This is a genomic window from Mesorhizobium sp. M0139 (assembly GCF_040322455.1).
Classification (GTDB): domain Bacteria; phylum Pseudomonadota; class Alphaproteobacteria; order Rhizobiales; family Rhizobiaceae; genus Mesorhizobium.
The window spans coordinates 92,242-109,425 of sequence record NZ_JAMYTN010000009.1 but is presented as its reverse complement, the minus strand read 5'-3'; the positions used below and the strand labels follow the sequence as shown (position 1 = coordinate 109,425).

The window sequence follows — 17,184 nt, the reverse complement described above, 5'->3', positions numbered from 1 at the left end:
GCCAACTGAGGCGCTTACTGCCCAGCGCTCATCTCGGCTTCGGACGACTTTTCCGAGTCGCTCTTGTACGAGCTTTCGCAATAGGGCGTGCAGGACATGGTCTGTACCGAGGCGCGCCTGTAGATACGCACGGACGACGCGTCCTGGCGCACCACGGTCACCTGCTCGTCGACGATCGGGCTGCCATCGTGGTCGAGGACAACCAGATTGGTGACGCCGAACCCCTTGCCAGTCAGTACGATCGTCGATGCATCCTGGACGGAGGCGTCGGCAATCGCCGGATTGCCGACGACTATGGTGTCGGCGGGGCGTGTCAGTTTGACGATCTTGGCCTGATTCATCGTCACTTCGATGCCGGCTCCGGCCTTGGCCGGCAGCACAAAAGCCGGGACGGCGAGAAGCGCGACAAGCAGGAATGACGATTTCATGGCAGTCATCAAGGCGCTCCACAGCGGCAAAACTTGTTCAAAGAAACATGAAGGAGATTGGTGAACCAACGGTTAAACCCTTGACCGGCGCCGGGGTATTCGCACCAATCCTGCTGCCAGCTAATGTAACAATGCATCCTGCCGATAGCCGTGAAATTACAGCTCTTCACGGGCAGGCGAGCTACTGTCCAGCGTTTAGTTTACGGTTAACCACGCAAGCTGTTCGAAGCGGGAAAGGAATCGGTAAGGCTGTTTATTAAGCCGATTGAAAGAGCTTCTCCGTAGATTGGCAGCATCCGATCAACCACCACAGAAGTTGACGGAAGTGCTGTAACACGTGGAGTAGGAGCTCTCGAATGTCTAATCTCATCGCACGTTTCGCGAAGGACGAATCCGGCGCGACCGCTATCGAATACGGTCTGATCGCCGCTCTCATCGCGCTTGCCATCATTTTTGGCGCTGGTCAGCTCGGCAACGCCCTGAACAACAAGTTCATCGCCATCGCCGGTAAGGTGAGTGGTTCGTAATACCCTGGTTGCCTTAGAGATAGGGGCCGCCTGACTGGCGGCCCTTATTTCATCGCGTCGGGCGGTTTTGAGTAACCCAGTCTCATCGATCGTTAATCATATATGTCTAGGCTGAGGCTGGACACAGTTGGCAACAGGGTGTCGCGCCCATGCTCGAAGCGTTGATCTTCGTCATCTTTCCTTTTTGCATGCTCTTCGCCGCGATCTCCGACATGCTGTCGATGACGATCGCCAACCGCGTACCGGTGCTGCTGCTGGCGGTGTTTGCGCTGGTTGCGCCGCTGACGGCCATGGACTGGGCAACCTATGGCTGGCATTTCGCCGCCGGCGCCCTAGTGCTGGCCGTGACGTTCGGTCTGTTTGCACTCGGCGGCATGGGTGGCGGCGACGCCAAGCTGCTCGCCGGCACCGCCGTCTGGATGGGGTTCAACATTCACGTTGTCGAGTATCTCGTGATATCGACGTTCATCGGCGGACTGCTGACGCTCGCCATCCTTCTCTACCGGAAATCGCCGCTGGCGATTTACACCAGCCACAATGTATTCCTGCGCCATTTCGCCGACGACACGACTGGCGTTCCCTACGGCATTGCACTCGGCATTGGCGGGCTGCTGACCTATCCGGATTCACCCCTGATGGTTTGGGCACTGGCAAAGCTGGCGAACTGAAGCAGCAAGCAACCTTTGCCGCTCCGACATCGGTCTGAAAAGAGGCCGCTGGTCGCCCTTTCTGTCGTCGGAGCACGGGTCCGTCCAATTTATGTAAACCTTAAATTAATCACGATCGTAAGCATTGCATTAACCTTGTTTTGACGATTGCCGCTGCAAAGTCCGGCCTGGCTAGGTGGTTGCCTAAAGGCGAGGGTTCGGACAGATGCCAGCATCCCGACTGATTATTCTGGGCGTGGCGGTGGCTGCGGCGGGTGGTGCAGGTTATGTTGCCAAGAATATGGTGGCGGTCCCGCCCCAGCAGGTCGTCGCCGATGCCCCGCAGGCGCCGGCCATTGCCTTGCAGGATGTGCTCGTGCTTTCCGGCGACGTGCCGATGGGCAGCCCACTTGAGAACAATCTCAGCTGGGAGTCCTGGCCGTCCGATGGCATCAATGCGAATTTCATCACCCGTGCCGCCGAACCCGAAGCGCGGGAGAAACTGAAGGGCTCCGTCGCCCGCATGGCGATGTACACCGGTGAGCCGCTGCGGCGCTCCAAGCTGATCGGCGAGGGGCAAAGCTTCATGTCTTCGATCCTGCCCACCGGCATGCGTGCCGTCGCCACCGCGATCTCGGCTGACACGTCGGCAGGCGGGTTCATCCTGCCCAACGATTTTGTCGACGTCATCATGACCCGCAGATCCGACACCGGCAACGGCGGCAGCGGATTCACCACCGAGACCATCCTCAAGAACATCCGCGTCCTGGCGATCGATCAGACCATCCAGGAGGACGAGGAAGGCAAGAAGACCAGGGTCGGACAGACGGCGACGCTGGAGCTGACGCCGCAGCAGGCCGAGATCATAACCGTCGCCCAGCAGATGGCCGATCGCCTGACGCTGGCGCTGCGCTCGATCACCGACAACAAGGAAAAGGGTACCGATGAAGCCGACTACCTCGTTTCCGGCAGTGGGCGGCGCGGAACGGTGCGGTTGATCAAATCGGGCGAAGTTTCCGAAGTAGGGGCAAGGAAATGAGGTTAGTCGCTAAACTGCCGGTCACCATGGCTGCAGCCGTCGGCCTGCTTTTCCTCGGAGCCCATGCAAGTGGCCTCGGCGACGCCAAGGCCGCCGGAAAGAGCGTCGGGGTCACGGCCTCGACCGCCACGCAACGTGTCAAGCTCGGCCTCAACAAATCGGTCGTCATCGATCTGCCGAGCGACGCCTACGACATCCTTGTCGCCAATCCCGCGGTCGCCGATGCGGTGACCCGCACCGCAAGGCGCATCTATCTGTTCGGCAAGTCGGTGGGCGAAACCAACATCTTCGTCTTCGGTCCCAATGGCGAGCAGATTGCCAGCCTGGATCTGGCCGTCGAACGCGACGTCGCCGGATTGGAAGACTACCTCAAGCGCTTCCTTCCGAATGCCGAGATCAAGGTCGAATTGCTGAACGACAACGTCGTCCTGACCGGGACGGTGGATACGCCGCTCGATGCCAAGCGCGCCGTCGATCTGGCAACCATCTTCGTGTCCGGAGGTGAAGCGACGACGGGCCAGTATTCGCAGACCGCGGCCGGCGGCAATGCCAATGGCGGCGTCGACATCAACAACCCGGATGCCGAACGCCGGGTCTCGAAGATCGTCAACCTGCTACAGATCATCGGCGACGACCAGGTGACGCTGAAGGTGACCGTGGCCGAAGTCAGCCGCTCGGTGATGAAGCAGCTCGGCGTCAACATGGTTGGCAGCGGCAGCATGGACGGCATCGCTTACGGTGCGCTGAGTTCGCCCAACTACGGTTTGGGAAAGCCGCTTTCGCAGAATTCAGGCTTTAACTTGGGCGGCAGTGGCCTCAAAGCCTACATCAATGCCATGGAGCAAAGCGGCGTCATGAAGACGCTTGCAGAACCGACCCTCACCGCGGTTTCGGGCGAGAAGGCAACGTTCAGGGTCGGCGGCGAATTCAATCTCATCACGGCACGTACGAACAACGTTTCGACCGACAACCAGACCGGCCAGGTCACCTACACCAACGAAAAGCTGGAATACGGCATAGGCCTCGAGTTCCAGCCCGTTGTGCTGTCGGCGGGTCGGATCAGCCTCAAGGTCAGAACATCGGTTTCGGAGCCGACCTCGGAAGGTGCTACCACCCTGGAAGGCGGCGGCAGCTTGCCCGGCCTGACGCTTCTGTCGATCCGCAAGAGACTTGCCGACACCACCGTCGAATTGCCGTCGGGCGGTTCGATGATGATTGCCGGCCTCGTTCGCGACGACGTCCGCCAGGCTGTATCGGGCTTGCCCGGCCTGACCAAGATCCCGGTGCTCGGCACGCTATTCCGCAGCCGCGATTTCGTCCGCAATGAAACTGAACTGGTCATCATCATCACGCCTTATCTGGCTCGGCCGGTGGCGCGCAACGACCTGGCTAAGCCGGACGACAATTTCAATGCCGCCGGCGATGGTCCGGCCATGTTCCTTGGCCGCGTCAACCGCGTCTACGGCACCATGCAGACCGACAAGCCCAACGGCCGCTACCACGGCGTTGTCGGCTTCATCTACAAGTAAGCGGGGAAGCGGACATGTCTCAGTCAGCATCAAAGGTACTGGCGATTGCCGCAACGGCATGGTCTGGCCGTGGCCGGATCCGCCGATCGGCAATGCCGATCCTGGCGGTCGCGATCGCCGCCTCGCTTGCCGGTTGCGCTAAGCGCGACAGCATCACGGTTGGGGCGATTCCCGATGATTATCGCACCACGCATCCGATCGTAATTGCTGAGAAGAACCAGAAGCTCGACCTCCCGGTCGGCGCCGGCGATCGCGGCATGACCGGCTCGCAGCGCGACACGCTTCTGGGCTTCCTCGACGGTTACGACAAGAGCGCTGCCCCGGCGCTGACGATCGCAACCCCGATCGGCTCGGCTAATGAGGTCGCGGCGACTGCCGCGGCGCGCGATTTCGCAAGGCTGGCGGTTGCCAGCGGCATCAAGCTAAACCGGATCGTGGTGACCTCCTACCAGTCGGTTTCCCCGGAAGCGTCGGCGCCTATCCGCGTTTCCTATATTTCGGTGAGAGCCCAGACCGACAAATGCGGGCGCTGGCCCGAAGACATCCTCGAAACCTCCGAAAACAAGCACTACGCCGATTACGGCTGCTCGTCTCAAAACAACCTCGCCGCGCAACTCGCCAATCCGACCGATCTGCTCGGGCCAAGAAAGTCGTCCGACATCGACGCCGAGAACCGCGGCGCGGTGATCGACGTCTACCGCGGCAGAGGTATTTCGGACGAGTTCCTCGGCAATTCGGAAGTGACGTACTAGGAGCGCCGGTCCCGCGTAGAGACCGGAAGAGAAGTCACGGAAAAGAGCATGACAATGAGCAATCTTGCCTACGATACGCCCGTAGACGGCGGCGACAGCTCGCAATTGGATATTGCCGCGATGCAGGCGCTGCGGCCGGTTCCGCGTATTTCCATCCAGGCATTTTGCGAGACGGAAGGTGTCGCGCATCCGGTGGAGCGGGCCGGCGAGGATCGCCGCATGGCCAAGGCGCATCTGAAAGTGCATATGGGCGGCATCGCCACGGCGATCGAATTCTACCAATCCGCGCCGACGCCGAACCTCATCCTTCTGGAGTCGCGCAGCGAACCGAAGCAGTTGCTGGAGCAGCTTGCCCAGCTTTCAGAATATTGCGATCCCTCCTCTAAAGTCGTGGTGATCGGCCACTACAACGATGTCGGTCTTTACCGCGAACTCATCCGCTTCGGTATTTCCGAATACGTCATCGCGCCCGTGTCGATGGCCGATATTGTCTCGGTGGTTTCGTCGATCTTCGTCGATCCGGAAGCCGAGCCGATCGGCCGCTCGATCGCCTTCGTCGGCGCCAAGGGTGGCGTCGGCTCCTCGACCATCGCCCACAATGTGGCGTGGGCGATGTCATCGCTGTTCAAGTCGGAAGTGGTCGTCGCCGATCTCGACCTGGCTTTCGGGACGGCCAACATAAACTTCGACCAGGACCCTGCGCAAGGCATCGCCGAGGCCGTGTTTTCGCCCGAACGCGTCGACGAGGTTTATCTCGACCGTCTGCTTGCCCAGTGCGCCGAACATCTGTCGCTGCTCGCCGCGCCCTCCACCCTCGAACGTGTCTATGATTTCGATCCCGATGCCTTCACGCAACTCATCGATACCGCCCAGCGCAGCGTGCCGCTGCTGGTGCTCGACGTCCCCCATATCTGGACGGGCTGGACCAAGAACACACTGATCAAGGCCGACGAGATCGTCATCACTGCGACGCCGGAATTGGCCAATCTGCGCAACACCAAGAATCTGGTCGATATGCTGACGCGGCTTCGCCCGAACGATCCGCCGCCGAAACTGATCATCAATCAGGCCGGCGTGCCGAAACGGCCCGAGATTTCCGCTTCCGACTTCGCCGAGCCGCTCAGCCTCACGCCGATGTCGGTCATCGCCTTCGACCCGTTGTTGTTTGGAAATGCCGCGAACAACGGCCGCATGCTGGGCGAGATGGATCCCAAGAGCCCGGTCGTCGGCATGATCAACGAAATCGCGCACGTGCTGACCGGTCGCAGCGAAATCAAGGCCAGGAAGAAGGCAGGCCTTGGCGGCCTCCTCGGCAAGCTCTCGCGTAACAAGAAATGACGCTTCTCAAGCGAAATTGGTAGTCGATCATGTTTGGAAAAAGAGGCTCCGACGACGGCGGCCGGTTCACCCCGGAGTTCCGTCAGCCAGCGTCAGCGGCGCCGGCTGCTGCAACGCCTGCGGAGATGGCGGTACTTGCCCGACCCCCGGCAGCGCCGCCGCCGGGAGCGCTGGCAACGCCGCCAACTCGCCGTGCCGTTGAGGCGCCGTCGATGGCGCCGGAGCCGCCAAAAAAGATCCAGCGCGAAAAAAGCGAAACCTACTACGACACCAAGAGCCAGGTCTTCTCCGCGCTCATCGACACCATTGACCTGTCGCAACTTGCGAAACTCGATCCCGAGAGCGCGCGCGAGGAAATCCGCGATATCGTCAACGACATCATCGCCATCAAAAATTTCGCAATGTCGATCGCCGAGCAGGAAGAGTTGCTCGACGACATCTGCAACGATGTGCTAGGCTACGGGCCGCTGGAACCGCTGCTCGCCCGCGACGATATCGCCGACATCATGGTCAACGGCTCCAAGAACGTCTACATCGAAGTCAACGGCAAGGTCGAACAGACCGGCATCCGCTTCCGCGACAATCAGCAGCTGCTCAACATCTGCCAGCGCATCGTCAGCCAGGTTGGCCGCCGCGTCGACGAATCGAGCCCGATCTGTGACGCCCGTCTTCCTGACGGGTCTCGCGTCAACGTGATCGCGCCGCCGCTCTCCATCGACGGCACCGCGCTCACCATCCGCAAGTTCAAGAAGGACAAGCTGACGCTCGATCAGCTGGTCAAGTTCGGCGCCATCTCGCCGCAGGGCGCCGAGATACTCAAGATTATCGGCCGCGTCCGCTGCAACATCGTCATCTCCGGCGGTACCGGCTCCGGCAAGACGACGCTGCTCAACTGCTTGACCAACTATATCGACCGCGAGGAACGCGTCATCACCTGCGAGGACTCGGCCGAACTGCAACTGCAGCAGCCGCACGTGGTACGTCTCGAAACCCGCCCGCCCAATCTCGAGGGCGAAGGCGAGGTGACCATGCGCGACCTGGTCAAGAACTGCTTGCGCATGCGGCCCGAACGCATCATCGTCGGCGAAGTGCGCGGACCGGAGGTTTTCGACCTGCTGCAGGCGATGAACACCGGCCATGACGGGTCGATGGGAACGATCCACTCCAACAGCCCGCGCGAATGCCTGAACCGTATCGAATCGATGATCGCCATGGGCGGCTATTCGCTGCCGCAGAAGACCGTGCGTGAAATCGTCGTCGGCTCCGTCGATGTCATCATCCAGGCAGCACGCCTTCGCGACGGCTCGCGCCGCATCACCCACATCACCGAGGTGATCGGCATGGAAGGTGACGTCATCATCACGCAGGACATCGTGCTCTACAACATCAAGGGCGAGGACTCGAACGGAAGGCTGCTTGGCGAGCATGTGTCGACCGGCATCGGCCGTCCGCATTTCTGGGATCGCGCCCGCTACTATGGCGAGGAACAGCGCCTCGCCAATGCTCTGGAATCGATGGAGAAACGCGCTGACTAACGCATATCCAGGCGTGGGGACTGAGGTAATGTTCGGAATTGATACCACCGTACTGGCGTTCATCGTGCTCGCCGGCTTCAGCGCCGGTGCGGTCGCCTATGCCTTCCTGTTCACCAAGATGAGCAACGACAAGCAGGCCGGCAAGCGGCTCGAGACGATCAAGGCCGCCGAGACCGATCGTTCGGTCGTGAAGGCTTCGCGCGACCGTGTCGCGGAGGCGGTCAAGCGGCGTAAATCTGTCCAGGACACGCTGAAACAGCTCGACGAAAAGCAGAAAACCAACGAACTCGCCGTCAAGAAGCCGCCGTTGAAGGCCCAGATTCGTCAGGCCGGCATGCAGGTCTCGATCGAGCGTTTCTATATCTACTCCGTCATTTGCGGCATCGCGCTGACGGTGCTCGCCTATCTCGCCGGCGCGCCGCTACTTGTCCTGCCGGGTACGCTTCTGGCCGGCGCGCTCGGCCTGCCGCGCTGGTTCGTCTCGTTTCGCCGCGCGCGCCGGGTAAAGGCGTTCCTCAACGAATTTCCCAACTCCCTCGACATCATCGTGCGCGCCGTCAAATCCGGCCTGCCGCTCAATGACGCCATTCGCCTGATCGCCAATGAATCGCCGGAGCCGGTCAAGACCGAGTTCCGCCGGATCGTCGATTCGCAGCAGGTTGGCATGTCCATCCCCGACGCCACCTTGCGCATGGCTGAGACCATGCCGTGCAGCGAGGCAAGTTTCTTCGGAATCGTTATCCAGATCCAGTCACAGGCCGGCGGTAATCTCTCCGAGGCGCTAGGCAACCTTTCGCGCGTGCTTCGCGATCGCAAGAAAATGAAGGCCAAGGTCCAGGCGCTGTCCATGGAAGCGAAGGCGTCGGCCGTCATCATCGGCGCGCTGCCTATTGTCGTCGCCCTTCTCGTCTATCTGTCGAGCCCGAACTACATCATGCCGCTGTTCACCACCAGCACCGGCAATCTGATCCTTGGCTGTTCCGGCGTGTGGATGTCGATCGGCATTCTGGTGATGCGCAAGATGATGAACTTTGAAGTTTAGGCCCACCTTGGAAAGCTCGAACGAAAAGACTGAAAACGGATGACCGACCAAGTCATAAAATCGCTGACCGATCCTGCCTTCCTGATCGCATTGCTGGTCGGCGTTGCGGTGTTCGCGACCGTCTTCACGTTGCTGCCGGCGCTTGGCGGCAATCAGCTCAAGGCGCGCATGAAATCGGTGGCGCTGGAGCGTGACGAATTGCGCGCCAAGCAGCGCTCGCGGCTTGCCAACGAAGCCGATCGCCGCCGCAAGGGGCTGCGCGAAGAGCAGTCGATCGGCATGCGCAACATCGTCGACAGGCTCGACCTGCGGCGTGCGTTGGCCGATGAAGGCACGTTGCAGAAGCTCAAGGTGGCGGGCTTTCGTGGCCAAAACCCGCTGACGCGCTTCCTGTTTTTCCGCCTGATCCTGCCGTTTGTGGGTTTCGCGCTGGCAGCGATCTATCTGTTCGTGCTCGGCGGACTGCCTGACCGGCCGGCCTTCGCGAAACTGTTCGTCTGCATTCTCGTCGCCTACGCCGGCTTCTACGCGCCGATCCTTTACGTCAACAATCGTGCCGCCAAGCGCAAGCAGTCGATCCAGGCGGCGTGGCCGGATGCGCTCGACCTGATGCTGATCTGCGTCGAGTCGGGCATGTCGGTCGAGGCTGCCTTGCGCAAGGTCTCCGAGGAGATCGGTTCGCAATCGGTGGCGCTGGCGGAGGAATTCGTGCTGACCAATGCCGAACTCTCTTATCTGCAGGAACGCAAGCAGGCTTATGAAAACCTGTCGGCTCGTACCGGCCTGGAATCGGTGAAGTCAGTGTCCCAGGCACTGGTCCAGGCGGAACGCTACGGCACACCCGTGGCGCACGCATTGCGCGTGCTGGCCGCGGAAAGCCGCGACATGCGCATGAATGCAGCCGAGAAGAAGGCCGCCGCCCTGCCGCCGAAGCTTACCGTGCCGATGATCCTGTTCTTCCTGCCGGTTTTGTTCGCCATCATTCTGGGCCCAGCCGGCATTCAGGTCAGCCAGCGCGGCATCTTCGGCGACCAGCACAATTCCTCAAGCCAGTAGGCCTCGTTGCAGCCATACAAAGAGCCGCACTGCCAATGCAGTGCGGCTCTTGGCTTTCAGCGTTGATGCGTGGACGGATTTTGCGCTGTGCGGAGCCGGCGCCCATGCGGCGCTCAGTTGGTCGCCGCCTTTGCCTTGTCCTGATCCTTGAGCTGGCTCCAGGCGTTCTGCTGGGCAAGCATCTGGCGAAGATAGGCTACATTGGCTTGCGCCTGTTCCGGCGAAAGCTCCTGCGAGGCGATCTTCTCGGCCTCGTCGAAGCGGCCCTGCAGTCCCACGACCAGCGCAAGGTTCTGGCGCACCCGGCTGTCGGCATTCGGTTGCTGGGCTGCCGAGCGCATATAGGTCTCGGCGGTGCGCAGATCGCCTTCCAGCACATAGGACATGCCGAGATTGGAAAGGATCGAGGGTTCGTTCGGCTTGAGGTCCAGCGCCTTGCGGTAGTTCTGGCGCGCTTCATCCTTCTGGCCAAGCTGGTCGAGAATGGCGGCCTCGGCCGACATCAGCCGCCAGTCCGGATATTCCGGCGTCTGCGCCCGGCGCACGGCGTCGAGCGCCGGCTCGAACTGGCCGTTGGCGGCCAGCGCCTTGCCGTAGGCGGCAAGCACGTCGCGATCCTTGGGGTAGGCGATCGCCAGCTTGCGCATCACGGCAAGCGACTGGTCGGCATCGCCGTCCATCTGGAGCGCCGCCGCAAAATTTGTCGCCAGCCGCTTGTCGTTGGGGTTCTTTGCGTAGGATTCGCCGAGCCGCCCGGTTGCCCCGTGCAACTCGCTGGCCGACATGGTTTCCAGCGGTTTGCCGCTGGTGCGCCCGATCGAGCCGGTCGTGAGCTTGCTGGTTCCGCACCCGGCAACACCGGCCGCCAGCGCCATCAGCAGTGCCGTGGTGACCAACCGTTTGCCCGTGACGTTCATCCTGCGGTTGGTGGGCATCGGCACGGGGCTCTCCATTCCTGCGCGTGGCCATTCGCGTGGCCATCTTCATCCCCGCAGAAATATTCTGTTAACCCTAACGGACAGTTAAAAAGCGAGCCGTCGGATCGGTGAACGGCCCGCCGGAAGCCTTTGGCCTGGCAGTCCCATGCCGGCCCCTGTGCATAGATGTTGAAATCATCCGACGTCCCTGTCACTTGACTGAGGACGACCTGCAAGCCTCCCGGAGACCATCGAATGCCCGTCGAACTCATCGAGACACTAAACACTGCCCTGCCGGTCCATCTGGTCGCGAGCGATGGACTGGAGGCCTTGGGGCTTTCGCCTTCCATGACCGCATGGGCGGCCGCCAACGGCTTTTCCGGCGAAGCCGGTAGGACGCTCGCCGTCCCCGGCGACAACGGGTCCCTTGCCGGCGCCTTGTTCGGCGTCGGTGATGGCGAGGGCGCGCTGGCCGTCGGCATGCTGGCGAGAGCCTTGCCGGAAGGCGACTGGCATTTTGCCGCCGCTCAAGCCGAGCCGGAACTCGCGGCCATAGCCTTGGTGCTCGGCGGTTACGTCTTCACTCGCTACGGAAAGAAATCAGGCAAGACGCTGCGTTTTGCGCTGCCGCTCGGCGTAGATGCAGGACGCGTCCGGCGCATCGCCGACGGCGTCTTCCTGGCGCGCGACCTCGTCAACACGCCGACCAGCGACATGGGACCGGACGAGTTGGAGAAGGCCGTGCGGATCCTGGCGGCCACTCACAAGGCCGAGGTGTCGGTGATCAAGGGGGATGATCTCCTGAAGCAGAATTTCCCGATGATCCATGCGGTCGGCCGGGCCTCGGTCGGAGCGCCGCGACTGATCGACATGGTTTGGGGACCGGAAGGCGCGCCGAAGGTGACGCTGGTCGGCAAGGGTGTCTGTTTCGACACTGGCGGCCTCGACATCAAACCGTCGTCGGGCATGCTCTTGATGAAGAAGGATATGGGCGGCGCCGCCAATGTGCTGGGCCTGGCCTCGATGATCATGGCTGCCGGGCTGAAGATCCGGCTGCGCGTCCTGATCCCAGCGGTCGAGAATTCGATTGCCGGCAACGCCTTCCGGCCTGGAGATGTACTGACCAGCCGCAAGGGCCTCACCGTCGAGATCGGCAACACCGACGCCGAAGGGCGGCTGGTGCTGGCCGATGCGCTGGCGCTGGCCGATGACGAGGAGCCGGAACTGCTGATCGACATGGCGACGCTGACCGGGGCAGCGCGTGTCGCGCTCGGTCCCGATCTGCCGCCTTTCTACACTGGCGACGAAGCGCTGGCGTCCGAACTGGCTGCGGCCTCGGTGGCCGTCGAGGATCCGTTGTGGCGCATGCCGTTGTGGCGGCCCTATGACGGCAGGCTGGCGTCGAAGATCGCCGACATCAACAACGTCACCACGGACGGTTTCGCCGGCTCGGTCACCGCGGCGCTGTTCCTCAAGCGCTTTGTCGAACGGACAACGGGCTGGGCGCATTTCGACATCTTCGCCTGGAACCCGTCCGATCGCCCCTACGGACCCGCCGGCGGCGAGGCGCAAGGCATCCGTGCACTGGAGCGGGTCATTTCGAGGCGCTATCCCTAGGGTCGTGAGCACAACACACCGCCTCTAAACTGAAACGGAACCGAAACAATTTGCCGTCATGCTCGCGCGATGTCGATTTCGATGCGTCCGAGCCAGGCGATGCGACTATGGCAGCAGGTGATGTTGTCGCAGGTGCGCGCCGGCGCGCCAGATCTCACCATGCGCCAGACGGCGATCCTGTTCACCATCTATCTCGACCCGCCGCCGCACACGGTGCGCGGCCTGGCAGCCCGCCTCAATGTCACCAAGCCGGTCATCACCCGCGCCCTCGACACTATGGGTGCGCTGAAACTGGTGTCACGCCATCGCGACGAGCTCGACAAGCGCAATGTGCTGATCCGGCGCACGGTCGAAGGCGCGCTCTTTGTCGAGCGCTTCGGGGATGGTATCGTTGCCAGGGCTCATGAACTGCCCATCTGATCGATCCATGAATTAGAACGAGTACCGATTTGACTGCCAGGGATGCCCGCCTCCACGCCTTCCGTTCCGACCTCGCCGATGCAAGGCTGAAAGGGAAGGTTTCGGCCGATCGCTTCGTCACCGGCCGTCCGGCTCGGATCACAGCCTCCGTGGCTGACGTGCGCAAGGCACCGCGCCCGGATGCCGGCGTCAACACGCAGGTACTGTTCGGCGACGATGTGCTTGTCTTCGAGGAAGCCGAGGGATGGGCCTGGGTCCAGGCCGAACGCGACGGCTATGTCGGCTACGTCGGCGCCACCATGCTGGGCGCACGCGAGCATGCGCCAACCCACATCGTCACGGCGCCGCGCACCTTCCTCTATCCTGGCCCGGATCTGCGCTTCCCGATCAGCGGCCAATTGTCGATGGGCTCGACGGTGACGGTAACCGGTGCCGCCGAAACGCGCGGCACGCACTATGCGCTGTTGCCCTCCGGCGAGGCGCTGAGCGCCGGCCATATTTGCCCGGTCAGTGACATCGCCGCCGACTATGTCTCGGTCTCCGAGATGTTTCTCGGCACGCCCTATCTCTGGGGCGGCACCTCCGGCTTCGGCATCGACTGTTCGGGCCTTGTGCAACTGGCCATGCGCATGGCCGGCCGCAATGTGCTGCGTGATGCCGACATGCAGGCGGCAGGCCTCGGCGAGCCGCTCGATCCGGGATCCGATTATGCCGGGCTGAAACGCGGTGACCTCGTGTTCTGGAAGGGGCATGTCGCCGTTATGACCGGCGCCGAGACCATGATCCACGCCAACGGCCACACCATGCTGGTCTCGCGCGAAGGGCTGAAGGAGGCGATCGGCCGGATTGGGTATCTCTATGGCGGGCCGACGGGCTTTCGGCGGCCGTAGCGCCTCTTCCTTCGCCCCGTTCACGGGGAGAAGGTGCCCGAAGGGCGGATGAGGGGCGGCGCCAGCGATTGAAAGCTCGCGCTGTCCCTCACGTGCCTGCCGGCATCCTCTCCCCGTAGGGGGTGAGGACAACTCACCCGATCACCTTTTGTTCCGATTTTGCTTGGCGATCGCGCGCCGTCGCGCTACCTCTTTCGCGTGACCGAGCAGCCGCGCCTTGCCAAACAAAATGCCGCCGTCCTTCTGCCCGAGCCATTCATCAGATGGTTTGGCGAAAAAGGCTGGTCGCCGCGCGCTCACCAGATCGAGCTGCTGGCGAAGGCTCAAGCCGGGCAATCGGTGCTCTTGATCGCACCGACCGGCGCCGGCAAGACACTGGCCGGCTTCTTGCCATCGTTGACCGAACTGGCCAACCGCCCCAGACGCAAAGCCGGTATGGCACGGCGCGGCATCCATACGCTCTACATCTCGCCGCTGAAGGCGCTGGCCGTCGACATCGAGCGCAACCTCGGCAAGCCGGTGGAGGAGATCGGCCTGCCCGTCACCATCGAGACGCGCACCGGCGACACGCCTTCCCACAAGCGGCAGCGCCAGAAACTGGCGCCGCCCGATATCCTGCTCACCACGCCCGAGCAATTGGCGCTGCTGATTGCGGCCGGCGATGCCGGGCGCTTCTTCGAGGATCTGCGCTATGTCGTGCTCGACGAGTTGCATTCGCTGGTGACATCGAAACGCGGCCATCTGCTGGCGCTCGGGCTGGCGCGGCTGCGCAGCATCGTGCCCGGCCTGCAGACGATCGGTCTGTCGGCAACGGTGGCCGAGCCCGACGAATTGCGGCGCTGGCTGGTCAGCCAGAATCCACCGGGAGACATGGCTGAACTCATCGTCGTCACCGGCGGCGCGAAGCCCGAAATCTCGATCCTCGATTCGGAAGAGCGCGTGCCATGGGCCGGCCATTCGGCGCGCTATGCGACGCCGGAAATCTATCGCGAGATCAAGCGCCACAAGACCACCCTGCTGTTCGTCAACACCCGCAGCCAGGCCGAGCTGCTGTTTCAGGAATTGTGGCGGGTCAACGAGGATACCTTGCCGATCGCGCTGCATCACGGCTCGCTCGATGTCGCCCAGCGCCGACGCGTCGAGAAGGCGATGGGGGAAAACGCGCTCCGTGCCATCGTCGCCACCTCGACGCTCGACCTTGGCATCGATTGGGGCGATGTCGATCTCGTCGTCCATGTCGGCGCGCCCAAGGGCGCCAGCCGGCTGGCGCAGCGCATCGGCCGCGCCAATCACCGCATGGACGAGCCGTCGAAGGCGATCCTGATCCCGGCCAATCGTTTCGAGGTGCTGGAGTGCCGGGCAGCGCTGGACGCCAACTATCTGGGCGCCCAGGATACGCCGCCGCTGGTCAATGGCGGGCTCGATGTGCTGGCCCAGCATGTGCTGGGCTGCGCCTGCGGAGCGCCGTTTCGCGCCGACGATCTCTACGAGGAAGTGCTGACAGCAGCGCCCTATGCCAGCCTCGACCGGCCGACATTCGACCGCGTCATCGATTTCGTCGCCACCGGCGGCTACGCACTGAAGAACTACGAGCGCTACGCCCGCATCCGCCTCAACAAGGACGGCATGTGGCGGGTCTCCAATCCGCGCGTTGCCCAGCAATACCGGCTGAATGTCGGCACGATCATCGAGGTGCCGGCGCTCAATGTGCGATACGTCAAGGCCGGCAGCAAAGGCTCGGCTTCGCACGGCGGCCGGGTTCTGGGCAAGATCGAGGAGGCCTTCCTCGAAACGCTGACGCATGGCGACACCTTCATGTTTGCCGGCAAAGTCCTGCGCTTCGAAGGCATCCGCGAGAACGAATGCTTCGTCTCGAATGCGCCGGGAAGCGACGCCAAGGTGCCTTACTATGGCGGCGGCAAATTTCCGCTTTCGACTTACCTCGCCGAGCAGGTGCGCGCCATGCTGGACGACCCACAGCGCTGGAAGAAGCTGCCCGAGCAGGTGTCGGATTGGCTGCGTTACCAAGCCGACAAATCGGTATTGCCCAAACGCGACGACCTGCTGATCGAAACCTTTCCGCGCGGCAACCGTCACTATCTCGTCGCTTATCCTTTCGAGGGCAGGCTGGCGCACCAGACGCTCGGCATGCTGCTCACCCGCCGGCTGGACAGGGCCGGCGCCAGGCCGCTTGGCTTCGTCGCCACCGACTACGCATTGGCCATCTGGTCGCTGGGCGATATGGGCGCGATGTTCAAATCGCGGAAACCTTCGCTTGGCGCTCTGTTCGACCAGGACATGCTGGGCGACGACCTCGAGGCTTGGCTGGCCGACAGCTGGCTGCTCAAGCGCACCTTCCGCAACTGCGCGCTAATTTCAGGCCTGATCGAGAAGCGCCACCCGGGACAGGAGAAAAGCGGCCGTCAGGTCACCGTCTCGACCGATCTGATCTATGACGTGCTGCGCAGCCATGAGCCCGACCACATCCTGCTGCAGGCGACGCGCGCCGACGCGGCGACCGGTCTGCTCGATGTCAGCAGACTTGCCGACATGCTCTCGCGTATCCAGGGTCGAATCGTGCATAAGGCACTCGAACAGATATCGCCGCTGGCCGTGCCGATCATGCTCGAAATCGGCAAGATGCCGGTGAACGGCGAGGCCGACGAAACGCTGCTGATGGATGCCGCGACTTTGGTCGAGGAAGCCATGGGTCCTGGGATGGTTGAGGAATGAATTTTTCGCTGGCGCGGGCATCGCTGATCGCCGAGGCCGACTTTGTCGGCATCGCGGGCGAGCGCGCGATCTGTGATTCGCGCGGCGTGCTCTATTTCCCCGATCTGAGGCTGCTCGCGGTCTCCGACCTGCATCTGGAAAAGGGCTCGTCCTTCGCCAGGCGCGGCGCACTGATCCCGCCCTACGATACCGGCGCCACTCTGCTCCGGCTGCAGGCGGTAATCGCGGACTACCAGCCGGCCATCGTCATCAGCCTGGGCGACTCCTTCCACGACGGCGGCGGCGCCGAGCGCATGCATCAAACCTTCCGCGATCGGCTGGAAGCATTGATGGCCGGCCGCGACTGGTTCTGGGTCGCCGGCAACCATGACCCGGAAGCGCCGGCGGATTTGCCCGGCGAGACGGTGCGCGAACTCGCCATCGGCTCGCTGCTGTTCCGCCACGAGCCGTCGAAGATAAGAACCGAGGGCGAAGTTGCCGGCCATCTTCACCCTTGCGCCCGCATCGTCCAGCAGGGCCGCTCGGTGCGGCGGCGCTGCTTTGCCGGCGATGGCGGCCGCATGATCATGCCGGCCTTCGGCGCTTATACCGGCTCGCTCAACGTGCTCGACCGCGCCTATGCCGGCCTGTTCCGCCGCGAGACGTTGATAGCTTATATGATGGGCGCCGCGCGCATCTTCGCCATTTCCGGTTCGATGCTGCGGCCGGGCTGAG

The 17,184-nt window shown here is 62.6% G+C and carries 17 protein-coding genes; 14 read left to right on the top strand and 3 right to left on the bottom strand.

The window, feature by feature from the left end:
* Window positions 1-14: 14 nt before the first annotated feature.
* Window positions 15-437 (bottom strand): pilus assembly protein N-terminal domain-containing protein, encoded by a 423-nt coding sequence (locus NKJ58_RS17105; RefSeq protein ID WP_023681988.1) that lies wholly within the window; start codon window positions 435-437, stop codon window positions 15-17.
* A gap of 347 nt (window positions 438-784) precedes the next feature.
* Between NKJ58_RS17105 and NKJ58_RS17100 the strand changes: the two genes are divergently transcribed.
* From NKJ58_RS17100 to NKJ58_RS17060, 9 genes are all read left to right on the top strand, one after another.
* Window positions 785-955, top strand: coding sequence for a Flp family type IVb pilin (locus tag NKJ58_RS17100; RefSeq protein ID WP_023681987.1), 171 nt, complete (start codon window positions 785-787; stop codon window positions 953-955).
* A 149-nt stretch (window positions 956-1,104) separates the two neighbouring features.
* Window positions 1,105-1,623 carry an A24 family peptidase gene (locus NKJ58_RS17095; RefSeq protein ID WP_023681986.1) on the top strand — a complete coding sequence of 173 codons (519 nt, stop codon included), beginning with the start codon at window positions 1,105-1,107 and terminating at the stop codon, window positions 1,621-1,623.
* Window positions 1,624-1,828: 205 nt separating this feature from the next.
* Complete coding sequence (gene cpaB, locus NKJ58_RS17090; protein WP_023681985.1) at window positions 1,829-2,641, top strand: Flp pilus assembly protein CpaB; 813 nt, start codon at window positions 1,829-1,831, stop codon at window positions 2,639-2,641.
* Window positions 2,638-4,170, top strand: coding sequence for a type II and III secretion system protein family protein (locus tag NKJ58_RS17085; protein WP_023681984.1), 1,533 nt, complete (start codon window positions 2,638-2,640; stop codon window positions 4,168-4,170). Before cpaB ends, NKJ58_RS17085 begins: the two co-directional genes overlap by 4 nt.
* A 14-nt stretch (window positions 4,171-4,184) precedes the next feature.
* On the top strand, window positions 4,185-4,922 hold the full coding sequence (locus tag NKJ58_RS17080; protein ID WP_023681983.1) for a CpaD family pilus assembly protein: 738 nt from the start codon (window positions 4,185-4,187) through the stop codon (window positions 4,920-4,922).
* A 54-nt stretch (window positions 4,923-4,976) separates the two neighbouring features.
* On the top strand, window positions 4,977-6,260 hold the full coding sequence (locus NKJ58_RS17075; protein WP_023681982.1) for a CpaE/TadZ family protein: 1,284 nt from the start codon (window positions 4,977-4,979) through the stop codon (window positions 6,258-6,260).
* Between the two features lie 29 nt (window positions 6,261-6,289).
* Entirely contained in the window at window positions 6,290-7,795 is a 1,506-nt protein-coding gene (locus NKJ58_RS17070; RefSeq protein WP_023681981.1) for a TadA family conjugal transfer-associated ATPase, read from the top strand.
* A 28-nt stretch (window positions 7,796-7,823) separates the two neighbouring features.
* Complete coding sequence (locus NKJ58_RS17065) at window positions 7,824-8,837, top strand: type II secretion system F family protein (RefSeq protein WP_023715315.1); 1,014 nt, start codon at window positions 7,824-7,826, stop codon at window positions 8,835-8,837.
* A 39-nt stretch (window positions 8,838-8,876) separates the two neighbouring features.
* Window positions 8,877-9,893 (top strand): type II secretion system F family protein, encoded by a 1,017-nt coding sequence (locus NKJ58_RS17060; protein ID WP_023681979.1) that lies wholly within the window; start codon window positions 8,877-8,879, stop codon window positions 9,891-9,893.
* A gap of 113 nt (window positions 9,894-10,006) precedes the next feature.
* Here the strand turns inward: NKJ58_RS17060 and NKJ58_RS17055 are convergent, their stop codons facing one another.
* The gene (locus tag NKJ58_RS17055; RefSeq protein WP_023681978.1) at window positions 10,007-10,828 is read right to left on the bottom strand and encodes a tetratricopeptide repeat protein; all 822 of its coding nucleotides are present in this window, start codon (window positions 10,826-10,828) and stop codon (window positions 10,007-10,009) included.
* 237 nt (window positions 10,829-11,065) lie between these two features.
* On the opposite strand from NKJ58_RS17055, the gene NKJ58_RS17050 reads away from it, so the two are divergent.
* From NKJ58_RS17050 to NKJ58_RS17040, 3 genes are all read left to right on the top strand, one after another.
* Window positions 11,066-12,427: a leucyl aminopeptidase family protein gene (locus tag NKJ58_RS17050; protein WP_023715316.1), complete on the top strand. Its 1,362-nt coding sequence runs from the start codon at window positions 11,066-11,068 to the stop codon at window positions 12,425-12,427.
* Between the two features lie 69 nt (window positions 12,428-12,496).
* Window positions 12,497-12,847: a MarR family winged helix-turn-helix transcriptional regulator gene (locus tag NKJ58_RS17045; protein ID WP_023669596.1), complete on the top strand. Its 351-nt coding sequence runs from the start codon at window positions 12,497-12,499 to the stop codon at window positions 12,845-12,847.
* Between the two features lie 29 nt (window positions 12,848-12,876).
* Entirely contained in the window at window positions 12,877-13,737 is an 861-nt protein-coding gene (locus NKJ58_RS17040; RefSeq protein WP_352518527.1) for a C40 family peptidase, read from the top strand.
* Window positions 13,738-13,878: 141 nt separating this feature from the next.
* On the opposite strand, the gene NKJ58_RS17035 is transcribed toward NKJ58_RS17040, so the two are convergent.
* Complete coding sequence (locus NKJ58_RS17035) at window positions 13,879-14,073, bottom strand: hypothetical protein (RefSeq protein ID WP_245261392.1); 195 nt, start codon at window positions 14,071-14,073, stop codon at window positions 13,879-13,881.
* Between NKJ58_RS17035 and NKJ58_RS17030 the strand changes: the two genes are divergently transcribed.
* Together NKJ58_RS17030 and pdeM are read left to right on the top strand one after the other, a co-directional pair.
* Window positions 13,981-16,470: a ligase-associated DNA damage response DEXH box helicase gene (locus tag NKJ58_RS17030; protein ID WP_352518594.1), complete on the top strand. Its 2,490-nt coding sequence runs from the start codon at window positions 13,981-13,983 to the stop codon at window positions 16,468-16,470. The two genes, NKJ58_RS17035 and NKJ58_RS17030, sit on opposite strands and share 93 nt — an antisense overlap.
* A complete protein-coding gene (gene pdeM, locus NKJ58_RS17025) occupies window positions 16,467-17,183 on the top strand; it encodes a ligase-associated DNA damage response endonuclease PdeM (protein ID WP_023703455.1) in 717 nt (238 codons plus the stop codon). Before NKJ58_RS17030 ends, pdeM begins: the two co-directional genes overlap by 4 nt.
* Window position 17,184: the final 1 nt, after the last annotated feature.

Coding starts and splice junctions, on each gene's coding strand:
- NKJ58_RS17075 (WP_023681982.1), top strand. CDS start 4,977: ATGAGCAATCTTGCCTACGATACGCCCGTAGACGGCGGCGACAGCTCG.
- pdeM (WP_023703455.1), top strand. CDS start 16,467: ATGAATTTTTCGCTGGCGCGGGCATCGCTGATCGCCGAGGCCGACTTT.
- cpaB (WP_023681985.1), top strand. CDS start 1,829: ATGCCAGCATCCCGACTGATTATTCTGGGCGTGGCGGTGGCTGCGGCG.
- NKJ58_RS17070 (WP_023681981.1), top strand. CDS start 6,290: ATGTTTGGAAAAAGAGGCTCCGACGACGGCGGCCGGTTCACCCCGGAG.
- NKJ58_RS17060 (WP_023681979.1), top strand. CDS start 8,877: ATGACCGACCAAGTCATAAAATCGCTGACCGATCCTGCCTTCCTGATC.
- NKJ58_RS17065 (WP_023715315.1), top strand. CDS start 7,824: ATGTTCGGAATTGATACCACCGTACTGGCGTTCATCGTGCTCGCCGGC.
- NKJ58_RS17095 (WP_023681986.1), top strand. CDS start 1,105: ATGCTCGAAGCGTTGATCTTCGTCATCTTTCCTTTTTGCATGCTCTTC.
- NKJ58_RS17080 (WP_023681983.1), top strand. CDS start 4,185: ATGTCTCAGTCAGCATCAAAGGTACTGGCGATTGCCGCAACGGCATGG.
- NKJ58_RS17045 (WP_023669596.1), top strand. CDS start 12,497: ATGTCGATTTCGATGCGTCCGAGCCAGGCGATGCGACTATGGCAGCAG.
- NKJ58_RS17055 (WP_023681978.1), bottom strand. CDS start 10,828: ATGCCCACCAACCGCAGGATGAACGTCACGGGCAAACGGTTGGTCACC.
- NKJ58_RS17105 (WP_023681988.1), bottom strand. CDS start 437: ATGACTGCCATGAAATCGTCATTCCTGCTTGTCGCGCTTCTCGCCGTC.
- NKJ58_RS17085 (WP_023681984.1), top strand. CDS start 2,638: ATGAGGTTAGTCGCTAAACTGCCGGTCACCATGGCTGCAGCCGTCGGC.
- NKJ58_RS17050 (WP_023715316.1), top strand. CDS start 11,066: ATGCCCGTCGAACTCATCGAGACACTAAACACTGCCCTGCCGGTCCAT.
- NKJ58_RS17100 (WP_023681987.1), top strand. CDS start 785: ATGTCTAATCTCATCGCACGTTTCGCGAAGGACGAATCCGGCGCGACC.